This is a genomic window from Mucilaginibacter sp. R-33 (assembly GCF_049949235.1).
Lineage (GTDB): Bacteria > Bacteroidota > Bacteroidia > Sphingobacteriales > Sphingobacteriaceae > Mucilaginibacter.
This window is the reverse complement of record NZ_CP188089.1, coordinates 705,355-727,737: the sequence shown is the minus strand read 5'-3', so window position 1 is coordinate 727,737 and position 22,383 is coordinate 705,355. Positions and strand designations below refer to the sequence as shown.

Below are 22,383 nucleotides of genomic sequence, written 5' to 3'. Positions count from 1 at the left end.
GTGCAATTAAAATGATTGCAGGCCATACTACTTATTAAAAACTTTTGATTAAACATTTACCTGCATTGACTAAGTATTTATTTATTTTTTATGTATGCCTGTGGGCACTTACTTCCCGTGCTCAAAATATACTCCGGGTTGATAAAAGTGTTCAGCAACATAAGTTTACCCTTAACGAGGTAAAATACCTGCAGGATAGCACCGGCAAGCTAACTTTCCGGGAGATACAGGAAATGAGCTCCTCTTTTACCGAAAACAGCTCATACTACCCCAGCAATCACCATAAAAACTCCACCTATTGGTTCCGCGTGCGGATGTACTTTAGCGAACCTGTAAACAACAACAGCATTATTGAGCTGTTTGATCAAACAACTGATGAGGTAACGGCTTATATGCCTGATGCGACAGGTAACTATATCAAAAGTGAATCGGGCGCTAACCTTAATTTCAACAGCAGGCTTTTTCATCATAAAAACTTTGAGTTTCTGATCGGGGATACCAAACCTGGTTATCATACTTATTATTTCAGAATCAAATCGCACAATGCGGTAAATGTTATTATAGTTTACCGTACCATTAATTACTTTATTCATTATGCCCTTAACGAATACTTAACCTACGGCCTGTTTTATGGCATGATCCTTATTTTTTGTTTCCATAACCTGCTTATGTTCCTTGCGGTTAAAAAGAAACAATACCTGTACTACGTATTTTACATTTTAAGCGTAGGCCTTTACGAAATGAGTGCCGATGGCATCGCGTTCCAATATTTATGGCCGGGAGCACCAGCTTTGAATAATTACGGGAACGGCGCTGCCCTATATTTTACCAGTATTTGTGCCCTAATATTCAGCAAGGAGTTATTGCAGGTTAAAACAAAAGCTCCGCAGTTTAACAGGTTAATAAATTATGTGTTATTGCTGCGCACTATCTATTTTCTTTACTGTCTTATCTTCAACAATTCGCTGTTTGTATATAAGTTTGTTGAAGTAATCCCGCTATCGCTGGCTTTTGCTACCGGTGTTTATATCTATAAAAACGGCTACAAGCCGGCCCGCTTTTTTGTGCTGGCCTACTCGATTTTGTTTGTGGGCTTTATAGTGAAAGCTCTTACCGCCCTTGGTTATACTTACTTTTTACCGGCCCCTATAAGCTACTATAGCCTCAGCTTTTGTTTTATTATTGAGATGGTACTGTTGTCATTTGCCATTGGCGACCAGGTAAGGATCCTGCGGAAAGAGAAGGATGCAGCCCATGAAGAAACCATACGGCAAATGCAATTGAACAGCCAGTTGAAGGATTCGATAAATGAGGAATTGGAGCGCCAGGTTGAAATCCGTACGCACGAACTGGTTGAAAAATCAAACGAGGTGAGGCAACAAAGCCAGATCATCGAAAACCAAAACAAAGAATTGTTACGGGCCAACGAGCAGTTGGAAAAGCAGGCTGGGGAAATATTAAGAATGAATGTTTTACTTGAAAAAGATAATGTTCAACTCAAAACAAATATTGAAAAGGTTACCGAATCACGCGCGTTATCTACAGAGTTGGGCTATGAAGAATTCAGCGCTAAATATCCCGATCAGGAAACCTGTTTTAAATTCCTGTCGGCTTTAAAATGGAAAGATGGCTTTATTTGCACCCGCTGCTCGAATACAACGTATTGTGCCGGTAGGCTGCCGCACAGCCGCCGGTGTACCAAATGCAGTTATGAAGAATCGGCCCTGCATAATACCATATTTCAAAACAGCCGCATTCCTATCAACAAGGCTTTTTATCTCACCTATCTTATTTACAGCACCAACGGTACCATATCATCGCACCAATTATCTGAAAAGCTCGATATCAGGCAAAGCACCTGCTGGACCTATGCCATCCGCATAAAAAAAGTGTTGCACGAAAAGAAAAAATCACGAAAGAAGAATGATCAGCAAGGCTGGACGGTGTTGGTGATGTGAGATAAACTTTCTGAATATTGATAAGAGGCACCTATGCGCTAAACATACTCCATTATTTGCTATAAACACGACGCCCGTTGTGGCCGACAATGATTTATTCAGCAAAGCTCCTTGTTTTGCCCCTCTGGGGCAAAGGAATACCGCTGGAACTATAAGCTACAAACCTTTTGCACCTCTGGTGCACCACCTATCATTACATTTCAATTAATGTTTGTTTATTAGTTCCCAAAGAGAGGGAAAAGGTTTGTAGAAATATCCTTCCCCCCTTGTACGAAACCTGGAGGGGATTCAACCTACGCTGATCAATCAATTGGCAATAGCCATTTGCTATTAGTTTTGTGCGTTAACCCAAGCTCGCAGAGGATCCTCATAGCGTGAAAACCTCATTTTTATCATCATAAAACAGGTTTAACCATCTCCCCAATCTCCTCTTTTGTCATTTTTTAAATTATTTTCACTTTTTTTTCTTGTTCACAAAGCGTATCAGCTGCAAAAATAAACCGGGTGTAACATGCTGTAAATACGCCACTTCAACGTTTGAGTTCCTCGTTATCAAAACGTATCAAAATTGATTTAAATATCTTAAAATCAATAACTTACATACAATTCACCTATTGTATTATTGGTTTATTCCACGTTAAATTTACCCCCACCAAATACCAATTAGTAATACGCTTAACCAACAAATCGCTTATATGAAGTAAAGATTGCACAGCAGTTATTACCTGCATCGCTATGGTGTAAACCAGGTTTGCCTATAGCCCATTCCGGCAGCCATGGGCTGCTTAACCAACTAAACAGCAATTAATTATGAAGAAAAAAATTACGCTAATTTTTGTTTTACTTATTACCATGCTAACACGGTCCTTCGCACAGGAAGTTACCGTGAAAGGTATTGTTAAAGACAGCCAGGGTCTGCCAATACCTGGCGCTACTGTAAAAAACAAGTCAACAGGTGCGGTAACCATTACGGATTTAAAAGGCAGCTATTCTATCACGGCTAACAGCAACGCTATACTTGTTTTCAGCTTTGTGGGTTCGGCCACACAAGAGCAGCCGGTTAATGGCCGCACAACAATTGATGTAACACTGGCCGATGCCAACAAACAACTGGAAGAGGTTGTGGTAATAGGTTACGGCACACGTGCTGTTAAAGATGTTACCGGTGCCATCAGCAGTGTTAAGGCCGAGAAATTAGAAAATGAACACCCGGCCAGTGCTACAGACATTATCAGGGGTAATATCCCGGGTATTTCGGTTGCCTTGAACACCTCGGCCAAAGGCGGCGGTACCGGCGATTTGCAGATCAGGGGTAAAGCCTCCCTTTCGGGCAACGTTCAGCCGGTTATCGTATTGGATGGTGTTATTTATCCCGGCCAGCTGGCTGATATCAACCCTAACGATATCGACCGTGTTGATGTGCTGCGCGACCCAAGCGCCCTTGCCGTATACGGTGCACAATCAGCTGGCGGCGTTGTAGCTATAACTACCAAAAAAGGTAAAAAAGGAGGTACTCAAATCACCTTAAATGCCAACTTTGGTATAGCCCAATTATTGCAAAATCAAAAATATTACACCGGCGACGGCTTTCTTAACTGGCGTGCCGACGGAGCCCGCAGTTCCAATACTTCAAATCCTTATTATTATTACAGCAACCCCAACAAACTGCCTGATGGTGTAACGCTTGACCAGTTCCTTAACGGTGCCAAAGGTGATCCGACTACCATCTGGCTGCAGCGTTTAGGTTTATTCCCTAACGAGATTGCCAACTACCAGGCCGGTAAAATGACCGACTGGTCAAAACTGATTTTCCGCAATGGCTTCCGCCAGGATTATACCGGCAGCTTTTCGGGAAGTTCAGAAACCGTTAAATATTATGTATCAGGCAACTATACCAAAAACCAGAACCTGATTCAAGGCGGTCAGTATACCGATGGCCGTTTCCGTGTAAACCTGGAAGGTAAAGCTGCTAAATTTTTAACCCTTGGTGTAAATGCGCAATTTGCAAGCCGCGATGAAGGTGCAGCCAGCACCCCGCTGAGCGGCCAGGGTATTGACGCTACCGAAGCCGACTGGACGCAGATCATCAACTCATCTCCTTACGGTGATATGTATAATGCCGATGGTTCATTACGCCGTATCGATACCGATGACAGCGGTTTGAACCAGCGTAACCCATTCCTCGGGAACCGCTATAATCAAAACGTAGCGGTTCAAAACACGCTGTTCTCGGTACTTTTTGCCCGTTTGGATCTTCCTTTCGGTATTAAGTATACGGTGAATTATGCGCCAACCATCGAATCGTACCGGAACTTTTTCTTCCGCCCCGTAGCTAACCCTAACGAACTTTCGGGTGGTACCGCTATCCGTACACAGGAAAACCGTTACAGGTACAACCTTGATAACATTTTAAGCTGGAACAAAACTTTTGGCATCCATAGCTTTGATGCAACCTTCCTGCTTAACAAAGAAAAGTATCAAACGTGGTATACCAATGCTTCAAACACACAGTTAACCCCAACCGATATTTTGGGTTACCACAACATAGGCGCCGGTAATTTACCTGTTGAAAGCAGCGATGACCGGATTTATAACGCCGATGCCATCATGGGCAGGATCAACTACACCTTGTTGGGCAGGTACATTGTTACCGCCACTGTACGCCGCGACGGTTTCTCTGCATTTGGCTTGCAGCACCCACGCGAGGTATACCCTTCTGGAGCAATTGCCTGGGTATTCAGCGATGAAAGCTTCATGAAAGGCGACGCTTTTAAATGGCTTGACTATGGTAAATTACGTTTCAGCTACGGCGCCAACGGTAACCGTACCAATACAACCACTGCCGATCCATCCATCTCATTAGCTGTATTGGGCGGTATCAAATACCCAACAGCAAACAACTCTGGTACAGTTACCAATAACAGCGGTATTTATGTAAGTACTTTACAAAATGCGGCTTTAAAATGGGAACGTACCGTAGGGCCTAACATCGGTCTGGATTTCACCATATTACACAACAGGTTAAGCGGCTCGATAGATGTTTACGACCGTAAAACTACCGACCTGCTGGTTAAACGTAGTATTCTTGATGTTCAGGGCTACAACTCATCGGGCGATTTAGTTGGTGGGGCTAACAATTCCAACCCATACACCAACATCGGCCAGGTTAATAACAAGGGGTTTGAAATTTCATTGGATGGTAAGATCATCAAAAGCGAAAACTTTAACTGGAATGCCAGCGGAACGTTTTTCTTAAACCGCAACAAAATTGTTCACCTGTACGGTGCATTCCCGATTACTGATGCCAACGGCGTTACCACCAATGTTGAAAAAGACGATATCGGCAACGGCTGGTTCATTGGTCACGATATCAACGCTGTTTGGGATTACAGGATCCTGGGTGTTTGGAAAACCGCAGATGCTACTGAAGCAGCTAAATACGGCGCTAAACCCGGTGATTTTAAACTGCAGGATGTAAACGGCGATTTTAAATTCACCAACGACGATAAGCAATTTCTGGGTTCAACCAATCCACGATTCAGCTGGTCGTTACGCAATGATTTTAATTTCCTCAAACATTTCGATGTATCGTTCCTGCTGGTATCAAGCATTGGTCAGTTAAGGCAATACAACCAGGCTTTAAACAACCCGGGCAGCGTAGGCTTTGCGCGTATGAACTCATACGTATTACCTTACTGGACACCTGATAATGAGATTGACGATTACGCCCGCTTAAACTCAGGTTCATCAGGCACAACCATTAACGTTTGGCGTAAAGCTTCGTTTGTAAGGCTGCAAACAGCTTCAATCGGCTATACTTTCAGTCCGCAGCTTATCAAACGCCTGGGCATATCAAGCGCCAAATTATTTGTGAACGCAAGCAATGCAGCTGTGTTTTCGAGCTGGCCGCTTTGGGACCCGCAAAACGGCGGCCCTACTCCAAGATATTTATCAGCCGGGTTTAACGTAGTTTTTTAAAGGAGGATTTAATACATGAATAAGATAAACAAAAACATCATGGCTGCGGCTTTAACAGCGGCAACCATATTTATAACCGAAGGCTGTACCAAGCGGGCTGATCTGTATCCACAGGCACCTTCAAAATTTACACCCGACGTAACTTATACTTCACCTGCTGCTTTTAAAGCCGCTTTAGCTACGCTAAATGTAAGCGTCAGGTTTGAATACTTTGGCGACTCGGCCCCGTTGCTTACTGAATCGATATTTACTGATGCCGCAGTTGAAGGTACTACCGATAAAACCACGCCGGCACAGGATCTGAACGCGCGGATCACCCCTACCGCAAACTTAAACAGTGACGACTATAACAAGATAGGTCGCTACTGGAGCGCATGGTACCAAGGCATCCATGATTGTAACGTTATTTTATCGAGGCTGGATAACATTAAATGGTCTTCAGACGCCGATAAAAACCTGGTAAAAGCGACAGCTTTATTTCACCGGGCTTACCGCTACTATCGTTTAGTACATGAGTTTGGTGATGTGCCATTGCTGCTAAAAGAAGAAACCGCGGTAAACACAGGCTACTTCAGCACGCAGCGTATCGTTATCCTGAAGCAAATGAAAACAGACCTGGAGTTCGCTGTAGCTAATCTTACCGATGCGAACGCTAAAGGCGATATCTCCAAAGGCGGCGCTGCCCACCTTTTAGCTAAAGTTGATCTGGCACTTGGTTTATTTGATGATGCCATTGCAGCCGCCAACGTTGCCATCAACGGCCCGTATCACCTCATGACCAATCGTTTCGGCATAGTTGCGGGCGACGCTTCAAAAAACATCATCTGGGACCTTCACCGACCCGAAAACAAGGCTTTAGGAACAAATGCCGAGGCTTTGTATGTAGTGCTTGACCGCGAAACACTTGATGGCGCTACACCAAACGGATCGCAAGTAATGAGGAATTGTGTGCCGATGTGGCATAACGGTACTATTCTTACCCCAGGCGCATTAAAACCAGGAATCTCAGATAAGGTTACTGAAGAATTCCCGCTTACTTTATGGTATGGCCGTGGTATTGGTCGTTTACGCGGTACGCCTTATGCTACCAAATACATCTGGACAGATAATACCGACTTAAGGCACGCCCCCGGTAACTGGATGAACATGGCCGATTTGGTTTACAATAGCCCGGCCATTAAAACCTCCGATCCGGCATGGTATGGTAAGCATCTTGAGCAATATACCGATGCTAACGTTAAGCAACGCTTCCTGAATGGTGCAAAAGATACCATCCGTGCCTGGTTTGGCTGGCCGCATTACAAAGTGTTTATTGGCTCGGGCCCTATCGCGCTTGATAAATGGTGGAGCCCGCCGCGTGGTACCAACACCGACTGGTATGTTTTCCGCTTAGCCGAAACCTACCTGTTGCGTGCCGAAGCCTACGTATGGAAAGGCCAAACCGCACTTGCTATGGATGATATCAATAAAGTAAGGGCACGTGCAAATGCACAGTTGTTAACAGATCCGGGCAAAGTTAATATCGGCACTATACTTGACGAACGCCAGAGAGAACTGTATTGGGAGGAGCCACGTAAAACTGAGCTTACCCGTATCGCTTTCATCTTTGCGCAAACAGGAATTGCCGCTTATAATGGAAAAAGCTACAACGTAGCTAATTTTTCAACAAGCAACTTCTTTTACGACAGGATCATGGAGAAGAACGACTTCTATAAAAACCCTAATGTTGTAACCAATTCGGGTAATCACTATACTATTTCGCCATACCATGTTTTATGGCCTGTCCCGCAAAGCGAGATCGACCTGAATGTAAATGGTCATATTAACCAGAGCAAAGGATACGCAGGTTCAGAAACCAATATCCCGCCTCTTGATAAAGTAGTACCATAATTTAGTTGATTTGTAACATTTGAGCCGGGCGTTAGTCAATTGATTAGTGTCCGGTTTTTTGTTTTATGCAGATTTAAAAGCATAAAATAATTAACAGTGGGCGCATTCACTTATTTGTTTTTTTCACATATTTAATCATTATTTAAACCTGACATCCAAAAATATGGGCCTGTTCAATATCCTTCGTAACGAATTTATAGATGTAATAGAGTGGGTTGATACCACCCAAAATACGCTTGTATGGAAATTTCCGCGCCATGATAATGCTATAAAGATGGGTGCAAAACTTATTGTTCGCGAATCGCAGGCCGCTGTTTTCATGAACGAGGGGCGCATCGCCGATGTATTTACTCCCGGTACTTATGAGCTCCAAACTCAGAATATGCCCCTTTTAACCACCTTAATGAGCTGGAAATATGGCTTTGAAAGCCCGTTTAAGGTTGATATATTCTTCGTAAGCCTGCGTCAGTTCACCAATCAAAAATGGGGAACAAAAAACCCGGTAATGATTCGCGATGCTGAATTTGGGCCGGTACGGCTGAGGGCATTTGGTTCGTTTAACTTTAAGGTTCTGGACCCCAAAGTATTTATTAAGGAAATCGCTGCCACTAACCCCGATTTCATCATTGAAGATATCAATGAGCAGTTGCGAAACACCGTTGTTTCGCGAGGGATGGATGCCGTAGCCGAATCAAAAATAAACGTGCTTGATCTGGCAGCTAACTACAACGAAATGGGCAAATTCATAACAGAATCTATCCAACCCGATTTCGCTGAGCTTGGTTTAAACCTAACCAAACTATTAGTCGAAAATATCTCCCTGCCACCCGAAGTTGAGCAGGTGCTTGATAAACGCAGCGAAATGGGCATCTTGGGTAATCTCGGCGCTTATGCACAATTCCAGGCTGCCAATGCTATTGAAAAATCTGCCGAAAATACAATTGGTGGTAACTTAGGAGCTGCCGGTATGGGTTTGGGTGTTGGCGCTGCGATGATGGGCCAGGTTGGCAATATCTTTCAGCAAAATCAGGTTACTCCTAATAATACCGGTAGTGATGTACCACCCCCGCCTCCCCAGCCAGGCGTCCAATATCATATTGTGAAGGACGGAAAATCAGACGGGCCGCACGCTATCGATGACATTAATGCAATGATCGCCAGCGGAACCTTAAGCAGGGAAAGCATGATTTGGAAAAAAGGAATGGCTGCATGGGCGGTTGCATCATCTGTTGAAGAGATAGCAGAATTATTCAACAATGTACCTCCACCGATAGCCTGATCTGCAACTATTCCTAAATCTATATTTTCGAGATGAACAACCAGGTTAATCCGTCAGTAATAAACAATTCTTTAAATTGTTCGGGCTGCGGAGCATTACTGCACTTTAATCCCGGCACTCATAATTTGTTGTGTGATTACTGCGGCGTGAGCAACGCCATTGAAAGTGCCCCCGACAGCCGCGATATTCTACCTTATGATTATGAGGAATTTGTCGCCGGTATTGATAACAATAAACAAAGTGCCGATCTTAAGGTAGTGAATTGTAAAAACTGCGGCTCACAAACCATCCTCGATCAGTTTGTAACCTCGGATAAATGCCCCTTTTGTACAGCTCCCCTGGTATTGGACCTGGAAAGCGGACAGCAATATGTGCCGCCTCATTATATTTTGCCATTTGCCGTTACCCAACAACAGGGTGTTGATTTTTTCAAAAAATGGCTTAAAAGTCTTTGGTGGGCACCAAACGACCTGGCTAAAAAGGTGAGCGATGTATCATCAGCATTAAAAGGTGTTTACCTGCCCCACTGGACATACGACACTTATACCATAACCGATTATAGCGGTGAGCGAGGCGATTATTACTATACCACCGAAACCTATACGGAAACTGTTGACGGAAAAACACAGACCAAAACCAGGCAGGTACGCCATACCAATTGGTCATATGCCTCCGGAAGAGTAGAATGTGACTTTCGTGACCTGCTGGTACCCGCCAGCAACTCATTGCCCGAAAAAACGCTTACCAAACTTGGCCCCTGGAATTTTAATATGCTGGTTAAGTTTGATGAACGTTATATGAGCGGCTTCCGTTCCGAAACTTACCAGTTAGGCCCGGAACAAGGTTTTACTAAAGCGGCCGAACAAACTGCTGGAGCGATAAATTCGGCCATACGAGACGACATAGGCGGAGACGAGCAAAGAATTGACAGCACCGATACCCAATATCTTGATAAAGCTATAAAATACCTGATGTTACCGGTTTGGGTAAGCGCATATAACTACAATAACAAGATTTATCAATTTACAGTTAATGCCAGCACAGGCGAGGTTATCGGCCAGCGCCCTGTGAGTGCAATGAAGATAATACTTGCTGTGTTGTTTGTAATAGCCTTGATAATAATTGGAGTGATCCTATACCAAAATGCTCATCCTGCATAGAGAAGCTGCCCTAAGACACAAAGTCTCCAATCATTTTACGTAGAGACGCATAATTGCGTCTCCCATAGGGCAAGCTTCCTTTAAACGGCGCTTGCTTACCGTAATTTGCATGCGGGAGACGCATATGATGCGTCTCTACATTTAAAAAACCAATCTTAACAAGCTTCTTAGCCATCCCAAATAAAAATCAAAATAAATTTGCGTAACTCACAAGTTACATATACATTTGAGTAACTTAAAAGTTACCTATCATGGCAAAAATTATTCAGCACCAATTATTTTACCCGTACCCACCCGCAGTGGTTTGGGAATTTTTAACCGATCAGGAACTGATATCGCAATGGCTCATGCCCGGCGATCTGAAACCTGTACTGGGTCACGAATTTCAGCTTAAGGCCAAACCTATGCCTGAAATGGATTTCGACGGGATTTTTTATTGCAAGATCCTGGAGGTTATCCCCTTCAAAAAACTTTCTTATTCATGGAAATTCGGCCCGGGCAATGGTGAACTAAGCAACTCGACAGTAAACTGGATGCTGACTGAAAAGGATAACGGCACCGAACTTTTGCTGGTACACCGTGATTTTGCAGACTCTGTAAACCCGTTGATGTTTAGCTCGATGGAAAAGGGTTGGTTGGTGCTTATCAACAAAATGCTGCAGATCATAAACGCAGAAAAAGATGGAACAGCACAGGCTTGATGTATTCCAGGTAATTGCCGATCCGAGCAGGAGGCAGATCCTGCACCTGCTATCAAAAGACAGCCGTACAATCAACTCACTGGCCGAGAACTTTGATATGAGCAGGCCGGCCGTTTCAAAGCATATCAAAGTGCTTTACAACGCCGGGTTTATCTCTATACAAGACATCGGCAGGGAAAGGCATTGTGTGTTGAAACAAGACGGCTTTAAAGAGCTACAGGCCTGGTTAGCTTACTATGATAAATTCTGGGGCGATAAACTGGACAAACTGGGAGCTTTAATGAACGATAAAATGAACAAAAAATGAAAGATCAGGATTTAACCATAACCATTTCGGTAGACAAAACCCCTAAAGAGGCTTTTGATGCCGTCAGTAATGTTCGCGGATGGTGGTCGGAAGAAGTTAAAGGCGGCACAGAAAAACTCAATGACGAGTTTACCTACAAAGCCAGGGACCTTCACCGCTGTACCTTGAAATTAACAGAAGTTGTTCCCAACCAAAAAGTGGTTTGGCTTGTTCTGGATAACTATTTTAGTTTCACCAAAGATCAAACCGAATGGAAAGGCACCAAAGTGATCTTTGAAATTTCTGAACAGGAAGGTAAAACACAAGTCCGCTTTACCCACCAGAGCTTGGTTCCACAGCATGAGTGTTATGAGGTTTGCTCAAACGCCTGGGCCGGTTATATTACGGGAAGTTTGTACAACCTCATTACCACAGGTAAAGGAGAACCTAATCCTAAAGAAAGTTAGTTAAAATCTGAAAGTTTCGAACAACTTTTAGGCAAGAAAGCGCCTTTCATGAAAAATGAAAGGCGCTTGAGGGTTTTATCTCAAACTTTATACTGCTATAAATTTGGGTTGCTTAACCAATTACCTTAATTAAATATTAACCTATTACATTTTCAAACCAGGACACTATTTTGAGGAAATCTGATCTGCAAAAAACAGTATTATTGTTACATTAACATTTAAAAACGCTATTGCTTTTCAATTCTATTCTTCGATATTTGATTTAGCCACGCATAAGCGCCGGCTTTAACCAGTTTACCTTTTAATCAGCGAAAAATACAGGTATCTGCCCCCTGACGTACCCGTATTTTGAAGAAAAACAACCTGCAAATAAAACTATTTACTACATGGAAAAATCACGCCGTACCTTTATCAGGCAGGCCTCGTTAGCCGGGGCCGGAATTATGCTTGCCCCCAAGAGTTGGAGCGCACAAAGTTATAAACGTATCATTGGCGCCAATGACCGGGTCAGGATTGGTGTGGTAGGCTTTTCAGACAGGCACAAAAGTTCGCACGTGCCCAGTTTCATGAACCATTATAAAGAACTCAACTTTGATGTAGTAGCCGTATCTGATATCTGGAACAAGCGGCGTGAGGAAGGCTCTGCCCTCTGGAAAGAAAAAATGCAGCACGATGTAAAAGCTTACCGCAATAATGAAGAATTATACGATAGTAAAAGCGTCGACGCCGTGTTCATCAGCACTGCTGATTTTCAGCATGCACGCCATGCTATTGAAGCGGTGAAGGCCGGCTGCGATGCTTATGTAGAAAAACCATTTGCCGAAACCATGGAAGATAACCGGGCAGCTTTAAAGGCAGTAAAGGAATCGGGCAAAATTGTGCAAATTGGATCGCAGCGCAGAAGCGGCGCTAATTATCATGCGGCCAATGAATTTATCAGTTCGGGCAAGTTTGGCCCTATCACCATGGTTGAGCTTACCTGGAATGTGAACCAACCCGGACGCTGGCGCCGGCCGGAGTTATTAGGACAGCTGAAGGAACAGGATACCGACTGGAAACGTTTCATCATGAACCGGCCTTATGAAGATTTCGACCCGCGTAAATACTTGGAGTACCGCCTGTTCTGGCCATATTCGTCAGGACTGCCGGGGCAGTGGATGAGCCATCAGATTGATACGGTACACTGGTTTACGGGCTTAAAACACCCGCGTAGTGTAGTTGCCAACGGCGGCATCTATATGTGGAAAGATGGGCGCCGCAACTGGGATACCATACTGGCCGCTTTTGATTACGGTCCGCTTAATGATCCTTCAACCGGCTTCCAGGTTACTTTTGGCTCACGCATGCACAATGGCGATGAGCACCCGGCCGAAATTTACTATTCAAACGGCGGTGAGCTTAACCTCATCACCAATACAGTATCGCCAAAAGGAGGTCTTACTCAAAAAATGGCCGATGCCATGCATATGAAGGCAAACCTGCTGCCTGAGATTAGTCTGGCTAATACCGAAAAGGTGGTAGCATCAGCCAATACCGGAGGTGATATACTTACTTCAAACCACGTACGCAACTGGATGGAATGCGTGCGCAGCCGTAAGCAGCCAAACGCCCCGGTTGAAGCCGGTTACAGCCATTCGATAGCCAATATCATGACCAATGCAGCTGTTCATACCGGCTACAAGGCCACTTTTGATGAAGCTACCCAGGAGGTAATGGCTAATGGAAAAGTTTTTAAATATTAATAGCTGGATAGGTCACAAACATTATTGACATCGGCTGTGCCTTGCCATTAGCGCACAGCCTTTTTAACCTTACATCAAGCAATGAAGATCATAAAAAAACTGGGACTTGCCGTTGCCGCAAATATGCTATTGTTTCCTGTAGTACACGCTCAAAAAGCCGAACCGGTAAGGCTGGTAAAAACAACAAATAATAAAATAGATATCCTGATAGGTGGAAAACCCTTTACCAGTTTCCTGTATTCGGACAGTTTAGAAAAACCCGTTCTTTATCCTTTGCGGTCGGCAAACGGCACATTGGTAACCCGCGGCTTTCCGCTAGCCCCACGACCCGGCGACCCTACAGATCACCCGCATCACATAGGGTTATGGTTTAACTTTGAAAACCTGAACGGTCTGGATTTCTGGAATAACTCCTATGCCATACCTGCGGCTAAAAAGAGCAGTTATGGCTGGATCCGCACCGACAAAATTTTGGAAACAAAAGATGGGACAAAAGGCATATTAGCCTATCATGCAAACTGGACAGATCAGCAAAAACAAGTAATACTGGAAGAGCAAACCCGCTTTGAATTTAGCGGAAATGCCCGGGAACGGATCATTGACCGTGTAACTACGCTTACTGCGGATAAGGACGCTCTTTTTAAAGATGCCAAAGATGGCATGCTTGGCCTGCGTCTGGCCCATGAGCTGCAAATCCCTGACCCTGCCGACCAGAAATTTACTGACGATAAGGGTAATGTTACCATAGTAAAAGGTGGTACCGATAAAGTTGCCAACGGTACTTACCTCACCAGCGAAGGCAAAACAGGTAACGACGCATGGAGCACCCGCGGCGTATGGTGCAAGGTATATGGTAAAATTGGAACCGATTCGGTAAGCGTTACCATTATCGATCATCCTCAAAACCCTAATTATCCTACTTTTTGGCATGCCCGTGGCTACGGCCTGTTTGCAGCCAATCCGCTGGGCGAAAAGGTGTTTACCAACGGCAAATCTGAAAAGAACCTGACTTTAAAGAAAGGCGAATCGGTAACATTCAGGTATCGGATTATCATACACAATGGGCCGCAAACTAACAGCGCAGCGCAATTAAACCAGGCTGCGGAGGCTTTTAAGTCATTTAAATAGCATCACCATATCAAACAAACCGGTCCGGGATATTTATCAGAATTACTTTTTATCATTTTTAAATATCCCGGCAGGTATGTCACGGCCCGCTGATCCCGGCGCAAGGTTCAGGTAATTACGGGGTTGTTACTTTTCGTTTCAGTCGGGCTGTGTGTCGTTACCGGCATCAGTTCGTTGGATATAGCCCATATAGCCATCATTTTACCGTGATAAGGGTATTACTCAAAAAACTCTCCCTCAATATTGTCTATCAATTTTGCGCCCCTTGCCCATTGCTGTCACCCTGTTTTAAATCATCATTGTTAACGCCGCGTTTCTTCTTAGGCATCTGCGGACCAAAATTCATTTTACCGAAATTGTAGGCAAAGCTAACGCCAAAAGATCTGAACGGCACTGAGAACCTGCTGCTTTGACTAAGCGGGCCGCTATTGATATTGGAAGTAAAGTCTTTATAATCCTTAAATGGCTGGGTAATGTTCAAACCAATAGTTCCGCGTTTTTTCCAAACATCCTGCTTCAAACCTATCACCCATAAATTGAAAGAGGGGTTTGTTCCCTGGAAAGTTCTCCTTGCCGAGTTCTGGATCAAAAAAGTTTCGGCAGACAAAGCCTTGTTTATTTTTACTGTTCCGCTAATGAAGGCATTGTACTGAACATAGGTAGACTGGCTTGCTTGCTGTAGGCTACTGATCACCTGCGGTTTATAGGTAAATGCATTAACGTTGCCCCGTATGGTTAGGACCTTGAACAATTCTGTTGAGCCAAAGAAGGTTACACCAACGGAATTATTGTTACCCACGTTAAGGTAATTGGTGAGGGAAACATCCCTGGTAACCGGGTTCCCGTTATTATCCACCGTGGTGTAAGGCACTGTACGCACGTAGCTTTCAATAATATCATCGGTCTTCCTATAATAGACGGAGGCATTGATCACACTGCTTTTGATGAAGGTAGAATAAGTCATTTCCACGGTCTGCGTAATTTCTGGCGACAATTCCGGGTTACCCTGCGTTTGGTTGAGAGGGTTGCTGGTATTCAGAAACGGGTTTAAATATTGCAGGCTCGGCCGCTGGATACGCTTACTATAGCTTAGTTTCAGCGTTTGGGTAGGCGTTAAAGCCTTTGAAATCACAAAGCTTGGAATAAAATTGGTATAGGTATTATCAAAAGGTGCCAGGCCCGCACTGACATTACCCGAATTTCCATTAATTTTTGTATTCTCTAACCGGGCACCTGCCTGTACAGTAAAACCATCTTTCAAATTTGCAGTAAGCAAGCCGTAGCCCGAGTACACGTCCTGGTCGTAACTATAGGTGTTGGATGTGGCCGTATTAAATACGTACGCGCCTGAAGCATCTGGATTGAAAAAATCGTATTCGCTGGATATCCTCCTTAAAATACTTTTCGCACCTGTTTCCAGCTTAAATACCCTGCTGATTGGTAGTACGTAATCCAGCTGGTAAGTATACTCGTTATTGGTACCGTTATTAACCGCACGCTGGTTTTGGGTAAAAGCAGAATATTCTGACAGATAGTTTACATCTGATGTGCCATGTGTCCATTGAAAAGCAAAGCTTAATTCTTCACCTTCCTTTTTAAACTTATGGGTAAAATCGTTATTCCAGTCAAAGTTGGAGACTTTGAATTCGTTGCTTGTTAAGGCTGTATAATCGATATTTCCCTCTGATGCAGAATTATTGCTATTGACCGAGTTACCTTTATTTTTAAATGCCCCTCCCCTTAGGCTAAAAGTAGAGTTAAACGTGTTTTGATCATTAAAATCATATCCCAAAGATGCCGAGCCATTGGTAAAATGACGATTTGATGTACTTTGCCCGTTTGACGAGGATGATGTACCCAGTTCGGTATTTTGACTGTTAAAGGATTGATAGGTGGTTTGCGGCCATCCAACGTTATAACCAAGGTTAGCTGTAATGCTTAATTTATTTTTGTTAAAATTGATATTTCCGCTCTCATTGTTTTGACGGGTGCCTACACCCATATTGACGGAGCCGCTTACGCCGGCAACCTCCTTCTTCTTGGTAATAATATTGATAATGCCGGCCGAACCCTCCGCATCGTATTTAGCCGAGGGCGCCGTTATCACTTCAATATTCTTGATCTGATCAGAAGGCATGGATTTCAAAACGTCGCCCGCATTGGTTACCAACGCTCCTGAAGGCTTGCCATTGATCAGTATCCGCACGTTTTGATTTCCGCGGAGGGAAACATTGCCGTCCATGTCAACCGAAACCATGGGCACTTTGCGCAGGATATCAGAAGCATTGCCGCCGGCACTGGTTACATCTTTTTCTGCATTAAAAACTAATTTGTCAATGTGGTTTTCCACCACGGCTCTTTGCCCGGTAACCTGAACATCAGCCAGCATCTTAGCGCTTGGCGAAACGATGACCTGCCCAAGGTTTCTGTCGGTTTTGGCTCCCGTTAAAACAACGCCGTCAATTGTTTTGGTGGAGTAACCTATAAAAGCGATTTGGACGCGATAAGTTCCCGGCGCCACACCAGTGATTTTGAAACTCCCTTTCTGATCTGCCAGGCTACCGTTCACTGGAGCAGTTGTACCTGCTTTAAATAAGCTTACTGTCGAATAGTCCAGTGGCTTTTTAGTCAGGGAGTCTATTACGGTTCCGAAGATAGTTCCATTACCCAAAGAGGCACGTGATGGCGGGCCTGCGGGCTGTTGGGCTCGCACGGTCCCTGCTGCCAATAAAAACCAGGTTATCAGTTTCAATGCCCGCAGGCTCGTTGTATTTTTTAAGTTGAACTTGTAATTTTCAGTTCCCATATTCGAGATTTTGAAACAAAACAAAGTAAATACATTGATCAAAATCTGCAGAATAGACGGATCGGCCTTAATAATAGACCAAACGAACGTTAGAGTCTATGGCTTTGTGATTGGAGGAATTTTCAATATAAGCTATAGATCAAAGTTGTCATTCTGTCTATTAATTCCTGTAAACCATCTATTCCTTAAAAAAAATAAAAAAACATTTTGTCATTTGCAGCATCCCGGTGAGATGGGATTTAGTTGATTACTGTATTTGATACAGTATGGTGCGTTTTGCCTGAGAAACAAAACGCACTTTTTTCCGCTATTTTTATGGTAAAATTCGCGATATGGCTTTTTCAGGCTTAAAGAAGATCTTTTTCTCAGTTCACTTTTATATAGTGGCCTGTTTATTAGCGTTAATGTTATTCCCATTATCCTGGCCCTTAAAACTCCCCGGTGAATTTTGGATCAAACAGGTATTGATACATTTGGTATGGGCAACATTATTCTATGCCAACCTGTTTTATTTTACTCCCCAATTGATTTACAAAAACAAGGCTGTATTATTTGTTCTTTTGATGATAGCTATTCTCGTCTCCGTTGTGTACTTAAACAATTGGTTAGATGAAATAACCGGTTGGAAGGCTGTATTTACCAAAGTTTACAAAAACCCGGCTAAAAAATCATCTGACGATAACCATGTTTATAATTATTGGACTATCATAACTGCACTTGTTTTACTCGGAGTAAGCACAATCATAGCGGTCTCCCGGAAGATCAAGGCCGACCAGGAAGCCTTCCGTGCCACCGAACAGGAAAAAATCAGCTCAGAGCTTTCTTTTTTAAAAGCGCAGATCAATCCGCACTTCTTTTTTAATATCCTGCATACCATTTATGCACTCGCCGATAGCAACCCTGTGGCGTCTAAAGATGCGGTTTACACGCTTTCGCATATGATGCGTTATGTTATTTATGAAACCAAGAACGATCTGACCGACCTGGAAAAGGAGATCAAATTTATTGAGGACTATATCAAGCTGATGAAGCTGAGACTGAGCGATGATGTACAGATCATTTTTGAAAAACAGGTCAACCTAAAAAATCATGAAATAGCCCCCATGCTTTTCCTGCCATTTGTTGAAAATGCCTTTAAGCATGGCATCAGCGGTGTACACCCAAGTTACATTTATATAGAGGTCAGCCAATCTGCCGAAGAGTTGAAGCTGGAGATCAGGAATTCCCTTTTTGAAGAACAGACGGCTCAGTTGGAAGATAGTAATGGCATCGGTATTGTAAATACGAAAAGAAGACTCGACCTGCTATATCCCGGGCGCTACACATTATCGGTTGACCGCGACTCCAATATCAGGGAATTCATTGTAAATTTAACTTTCCGATTCAAATGAAAATTGACTGCATAGCTGTAGACGACGAACCGATAGCTTTAAAGCTAATTACTTCGTACATTGAACAAACCCCGTTTTTAAATTTACAGGGTACGTTCGGCAACGCTATCGAAGCGCTGAAAGCTATTCATCAACAACCCGGCCTTCAATTGATATTTTTAGACATCAGGATGGCTGACCTAAGCGGTGTTGAACTGGCCCGGATCATTGAGCAAACCGGAAAGAAAAAAGGCCCGCGCGTTATATTTACAACAGCTTATGATCAGTATGCTTTAGAGGGTTTTAAGGTAAACGCGTTAGATTACTTACTGAAACCGTTTAGTTTTGTTGATTTTTCAAAAGCGGCTGCCAAAGCATATGATTATTTTGAGATTTTGGAAAGCGCTCAAAATAATATAACTCCCGGAACGCCTGTTGAAAAGAACTATATTTATCTTAAGGTTGATTATCAGCTGGTAAAGGTTAATATAGCAGACATCCTTTATATCGAAGGACTTAAAGATTATGTAAAGATTTTCCTGGCGAACCAGGATAAACCGTTATTAACCCTCACAAGCCTGAAAAACCTTGAAGAGAAACTCCCGGCCAGTATTTTCCTGCGAATTCACCGCTCATTTATCGTATCCAAAGAAGCAGTCAAATCCGTTACCAAAAATTCTGTCCAGATTGAAAATACTACGATACCTGTAACCGAACAATATAAAGAAGTTTTTAACACATTCCTTAAGGATTGGTCTTGATCACCATTGGTTGTCTATCAGGGGTTAAATATTCATGAGCTGGCATAACCCTCGTTTCTCTAAAACGGCTCTACATGTTCCAATACAAATTTTACAGATCCTGCCATAAAGGAATGGAGGTTTGCATGGGTCGTAGACGCCCATCCTACTTTGTAAAATACTTTAAGAAGCACACGCAGCAATCAACTACTGATTTCCTCAGGAACGGTTTCCCGAATATATCTTTTCTTTTGGGACCGTCGGCTTTGGGAATAAATAAAAAAGTTAAGAACGCTAATTTTTATAAAATGAAATTTTATCAATTACTACGCCAGGGTCAATAGCCCTGATAGATAATTTATGTGTCCCGGTGGTTAATGCTGGTAAATCTATTAATGCACTAACGTAATTATTTCTAATACCCTGGTTACGGTTGGGTCCATTCTCATCTTCCTTGCCATTTGACCCCGGCACTTCTGTTGTTGAAATAAATTTATTATCAACTAAAATAGCTACCCTTAATTGCATACCCGGATAAATTCTAAAAGTTGGCATAAAATCAATCCTCACCTTTGCTGAATTACCATCAGTTTTAAAATTGTAATTCAATGTTGGAGCTTTTACATCACCAGGTTTCCATGATAAATTAAGGTTAACCGGTGTCAATGCCATAGCCCGGCCGCTATTGCCCAATCCTGGTATAACCGACCATTTTGCGGTCCCAGCTGTGGTTTGTTCATCGGCAGATGAAGCGTTTCTTGTTATATCCGCCTGAATTGCTTTTTTGGTGGTATCCGGTTTCCTGGTTTCAGCCCATGGCCATGCTACCTGGCTATTCCATGATAGAAGATTTTGACCGGTTACTGTTCCCGGCATCATATATTGCCATTTCCCCCCTGCTATTTTATTGTTGTAATTATCAACTTCGGATTCCAAAGCTGCTTTAAGGCGATCTATCTCGACCTGATGGGCAGCTTGATTTGCGCCATAAACAATTGCCCTGTCATGCATAAATATAAGTCCGGTTTCTGCCATGATACGGGCCGGAAAACCAATCATTTCTGTATAAGGATCCTGCTTATTTAAGGGTACGGACTTTGCTACAGAAGTTTCAAGATTTAATAATTTCTGATAATCAGCTTGTAATTGCATAGCTTCTTTATCTGACAAAGAAATAGCCCAATCACGATTCATTAATTCGGGTTTTCGTACTGTGCCTAAACGATAAAATTCTGTGAGCAAATTGTTAAGCGTAGTTACATTTTCATTAAAATGCTCTGTGAGAAATGTTTTTAAAAATTGGGGTTGTGCATCCGCCTGTTGACTTTCCGGGTTCCATGATAAGCGTGAAAAATAGTCGATCCCCAATTCCATCGGTTTAACATCACCTACGTTAATCACCCACATCGTCCGGGCCTGATTTTCCCAGGCCTTATGAAACTCTTCCCACATCAATGCCGGGGCGGTAGAATTGATCCAGGTATACGAATGAGGACCTCCGTAGTAAGATAAATGCCAGTATAATCCGCTACCGCCAGACCGCTTCCTTTCGGTTGGATTCGATAAGCGGCGAATGTATCCAAAATTGTCATCTACCCAAATCAGAGTTACATCACCAGGTACTTTCAAGCCGGCATCATACACAGGCAATACCTCTTTATAAGGAACAAAACATTGAGCAACAGCCCCCCATTGTTTATTGACGTATTGATTAATAAGATCTCGCTGGTCTTTAAATACCTTTTCTAAAAGGGTTATCCTTTCAGGTATACCTGACGGTGGCGATTCCATACCACGATCATGTATACCGCGTATACCCATTGTCCAAACTGCTTCTTTGTCTTTTCTATCCTTAGCAGTTTCTTTCCAGTATTTATAAATACTATCAGGATTAGTGCTATAGTTCCAGACACCTTTAAGTCTCTCGTTCCAATGCACGTTATTATACAGCATCGGTTCGCAATGTGATGAACCTGCAACAATACCATAATGATCGGCCAAAGCTACATTCTCGGGAGTATCGCCAAATTCTTTAGACACTTCATGCATAGCAGGCCAAATATAGTTGAGCCGCAAACGCAACATCAATTCAAATAATTTTTCATATGTTTTGGGGCCAATGCCGTGTGCAAAATCCTTTTCAAAGTTTTTCCTCGCCCATTGATTTATTCCCCAGTCTTCATCATTAATAAAAATACCGCGATATTTAACTGCCGGTTCATCCCAAGTTGGTTTAGGTACGGAGATCGTAACTGTTTTTCTTTTAGCAGTAGGAACATCTGCCCACCAATGCCACGGCGATACACCTATTTTCCTTGAAATTTGTAAGAGTCCATAAACTGTCCCTCGTCTATCGCTTCCAACTATAATGAGCGCTTTTTTTACACCAGGTGCGGGGTTGTTAACTATTTGCCATAATGAAGCCTCCCAACGGCCTTTAATTTTATTAATATCTTTGATCTTGTGTGCAGCTATCAACCTATCAATAGCTGGGCTTTTACCAATAGTGCCGGCAATAATCATTTCACCGGCGGGGTGTTGCAAAGTAGTAATAGCAGGCGAAGTTCCGGTAACCTGTTTTATATCGTCAGCAAAAAAGCCAGCCGCAAGTTTCACCGCCTGGTAATCAGAATTATCAATAGCTAAACTTATACTTTTTTGAGCAGTGGCCACTGTAATATCTGTTGATTTTGAGGCTAAAGCAGTTTTTACAATCAAATTTTGAGCACTAACGCTTATTGTTGTTAAGGTTACCAGTAACAGTAGCGGTGTTGCTTTTAATATACTGCGGTTATAATATCTATAATAACTTATGCGGGTATTCAAGAGTGATTTTAACATTTATAATATTGTATCATGTGACCGTATTAAAAATCAA

14 protein-coding genes are annotated in these 22,383 nt (G+C 43.0%); 12 read left to right on the top strand and 2 right to left on the bottom strand.

All coding sequences use genetic code 11. The features are described from left to right. Window positions 1–65 precede the first annotated feature (65 nt). The 10 genes from ACP26M_RS03250 (at window position 66) to ACP26M_RS03205 (ending at window position 14,589) form a co-directional block, all read left to right on the top strand. Window positions 66–1,958 carry a 7TM diverse intracellular signaling domain-containing protein gene (locus ACP26M_RS03250; protein ID WP_426586121.1) on the top strand — a complete coding sequence of 631 codons (1,893 nt, stop codon included), beginning with the start codon at window positions 66–68 and terminating at the stop codon, window positions 1,956–1,958. An 810-nt stretch (window positions 1,959–2,768) separates the two neighbouring features. Next, on the top strand, window positions 2,769–5,936 hold the full coding sequence (locus ACP26M_RS03245; RefSeq protein ID WP_426586119.1) for a SusC/RagA family TonB-linked outer membrane protein: 3,168 nt from the start codon (window positions 2,769–2,771) through the stop codon (window positions 5,934–5,936). 15 nt (window positions 5,937–5,951) lie between these two features. Beyond that, on the top strand, window positions 5,952–7,826 hold the full coding sequence (locus ACP26M_RS03240; protein WP_426586118.1) for a RagB/SusD family nutrient uptake outer membrane protein: 1,875 nt from the start codon (window positions 5,952–5,954) through the stop codon (window positions 7,824–7,826). Window positions 7,827–7,989: 163 nt separating this feature from the next. After that, the gene (locus tag ACP26M_RS03235; RefSeq protein ID WP_426586116.1) at window positions 7,990–9,105 is read left to right on the top strand and encodes an SPFH domain-containing protein; all 1,116 of its coding nucleotides are present in this window, start codon (window positions 7,990–7,992) and stop codon (window positions 9,103–9,105) included. Window positions 9,106–9,137: 32 nt separating this feature from the next. Next, window positions 9,138–10,265 carry a zinc finger domain-containing protein gene (locus tag ACP26M_RS03230; protein WP_426586114.1) on the top strand — a complete coding sequence of 376 codons (1,128 nt, stop codon included), beginning with the start codon at window positions 9,138–9,140 and terminating at the stop codon, window positions 10,263–10,265. A gap of 251 nt (window positions 10,266–10,516) precedes the next feature. Continuing rightward, window positions 10,517–10,966: an SRPBCC family protein gene (locus ACP26M_RS03225; RefSeq protein ID WP_426586112.1), complete on the top strand. Its 450-nt coding sequence runs from the start codon at window positions 10,517–10,519 to the stop codon at window positions 10,964–10,966. Then, complete coding sequence (locus ACP26M_RS03220; RefSeq protein ID WP_176627743.1) at window positions 10,947–11,273, top strand: ArsR/SmtB family transcription factor; 327 nt, start codon at window positions 10,947–10,949, stop codon at window positions 11,271–11,273. Before ACP26M_RS03225 ends, ACP26M_RS03220 begins: the two co-directional genes overlap by 20 nt. Beyond that, a complete protein-coding gene (locus ACP26M_RS03215) occupies window positions 11,270–11,719 on the top strand; it encodes an SRPBCC family protein (protein WP_426586109.1) in 450 nt (149 codons plus the stop codon). Before ACP26M_RS03220 ends, ACP26M_RS03215 begins: the two co-directional genes overlap by 4 nt. Window positions 11,720–12,105: 386 nt before the next feature. Next, window positions 12,106–13,461 (top strand): Gfo/Idh/MocA family protein, encoded by a 1,356-nt coding sequence (locus tag ACP26M_RS03210; RefSeq protein ID WP_090532946.1) that lies wholly within the window; start codon window positions 12,106–12,108, stop codon window positions 13,459–13,461. Window positions 13,462–13,542: 81 nt separating this feature from the next. Then, entirely contained in the window at window positions 13,543–14,589 is a 1,047-nt protein-coding gene (locus ACP26M_RS03205; protein WP_426586106.1) for a PmoA family protein, read from the top strand. 250 nt (window positions 14,590–14,839) lie between these two features. On the opposite strand, the gene ACP26M_RS03200 is transcribed toward ACP26M_RS03205, so the two are convergent. Beyond that, the gene (locus ACP26M_RS03200) at window positions 14,840–17,395 is read right to left on the bottom strand and encodes a TonB-dependent receptor domain-containing protein (protein WP_426586104.1); all 2,556 of its coding nucleotides are present in this window, start codon (window positions 17,393–17,395) and stop codon (window positions 14,840–14,842) included. Between the two features lie 404 nt (window positions 17,396–17,799). On the opposite strand from ACP26M_RS03200, the gene ACP26M_RS03195 reads away from it, so the two are divergent. Beyond that, entirely contained in the window at window positions 17,800–18,786 is a 987-nt protein-coding gene (locus ACP26M_RS03195; protein WP_426586102.1) for a sensor histidine kinase, read from the top strand. Continuing rightward, complete coding sequence (locus tag ACP26M_RS03190; protein ID WP_426586100.1) at window positions 18,783–19,526, top strand: LytR/AlgR family response regulator transcription factor; 744 nt, start codon at window positions 18,783–18,785, stop codon at window positions 19,524–19,526. The genes ACP26M_RS03195 and ACP26M_RS03190 overlap by 4 nt, the downstream gene beginning before the upstream one ends. 273 nt (window positions 19,527–19,799) lie before the next feature. On the opposite strand, the gene ACP26M_RS03185 is transcribed toward ACP26M_RS03190, so the two are convergent. Beyond that, a complete protein-coding gene (locus ACP26M_RS03185; protein WP_426586098.1) occupies window positions 19,800–22,346 on the bottom strand; it encodes a glycosyl hydrolase 115 family protein in 2,547 nt (848 codons plus the stop codon). Between the last annotated feature and the right edge of the window lie 37 nt (window positions 22,347–22,383).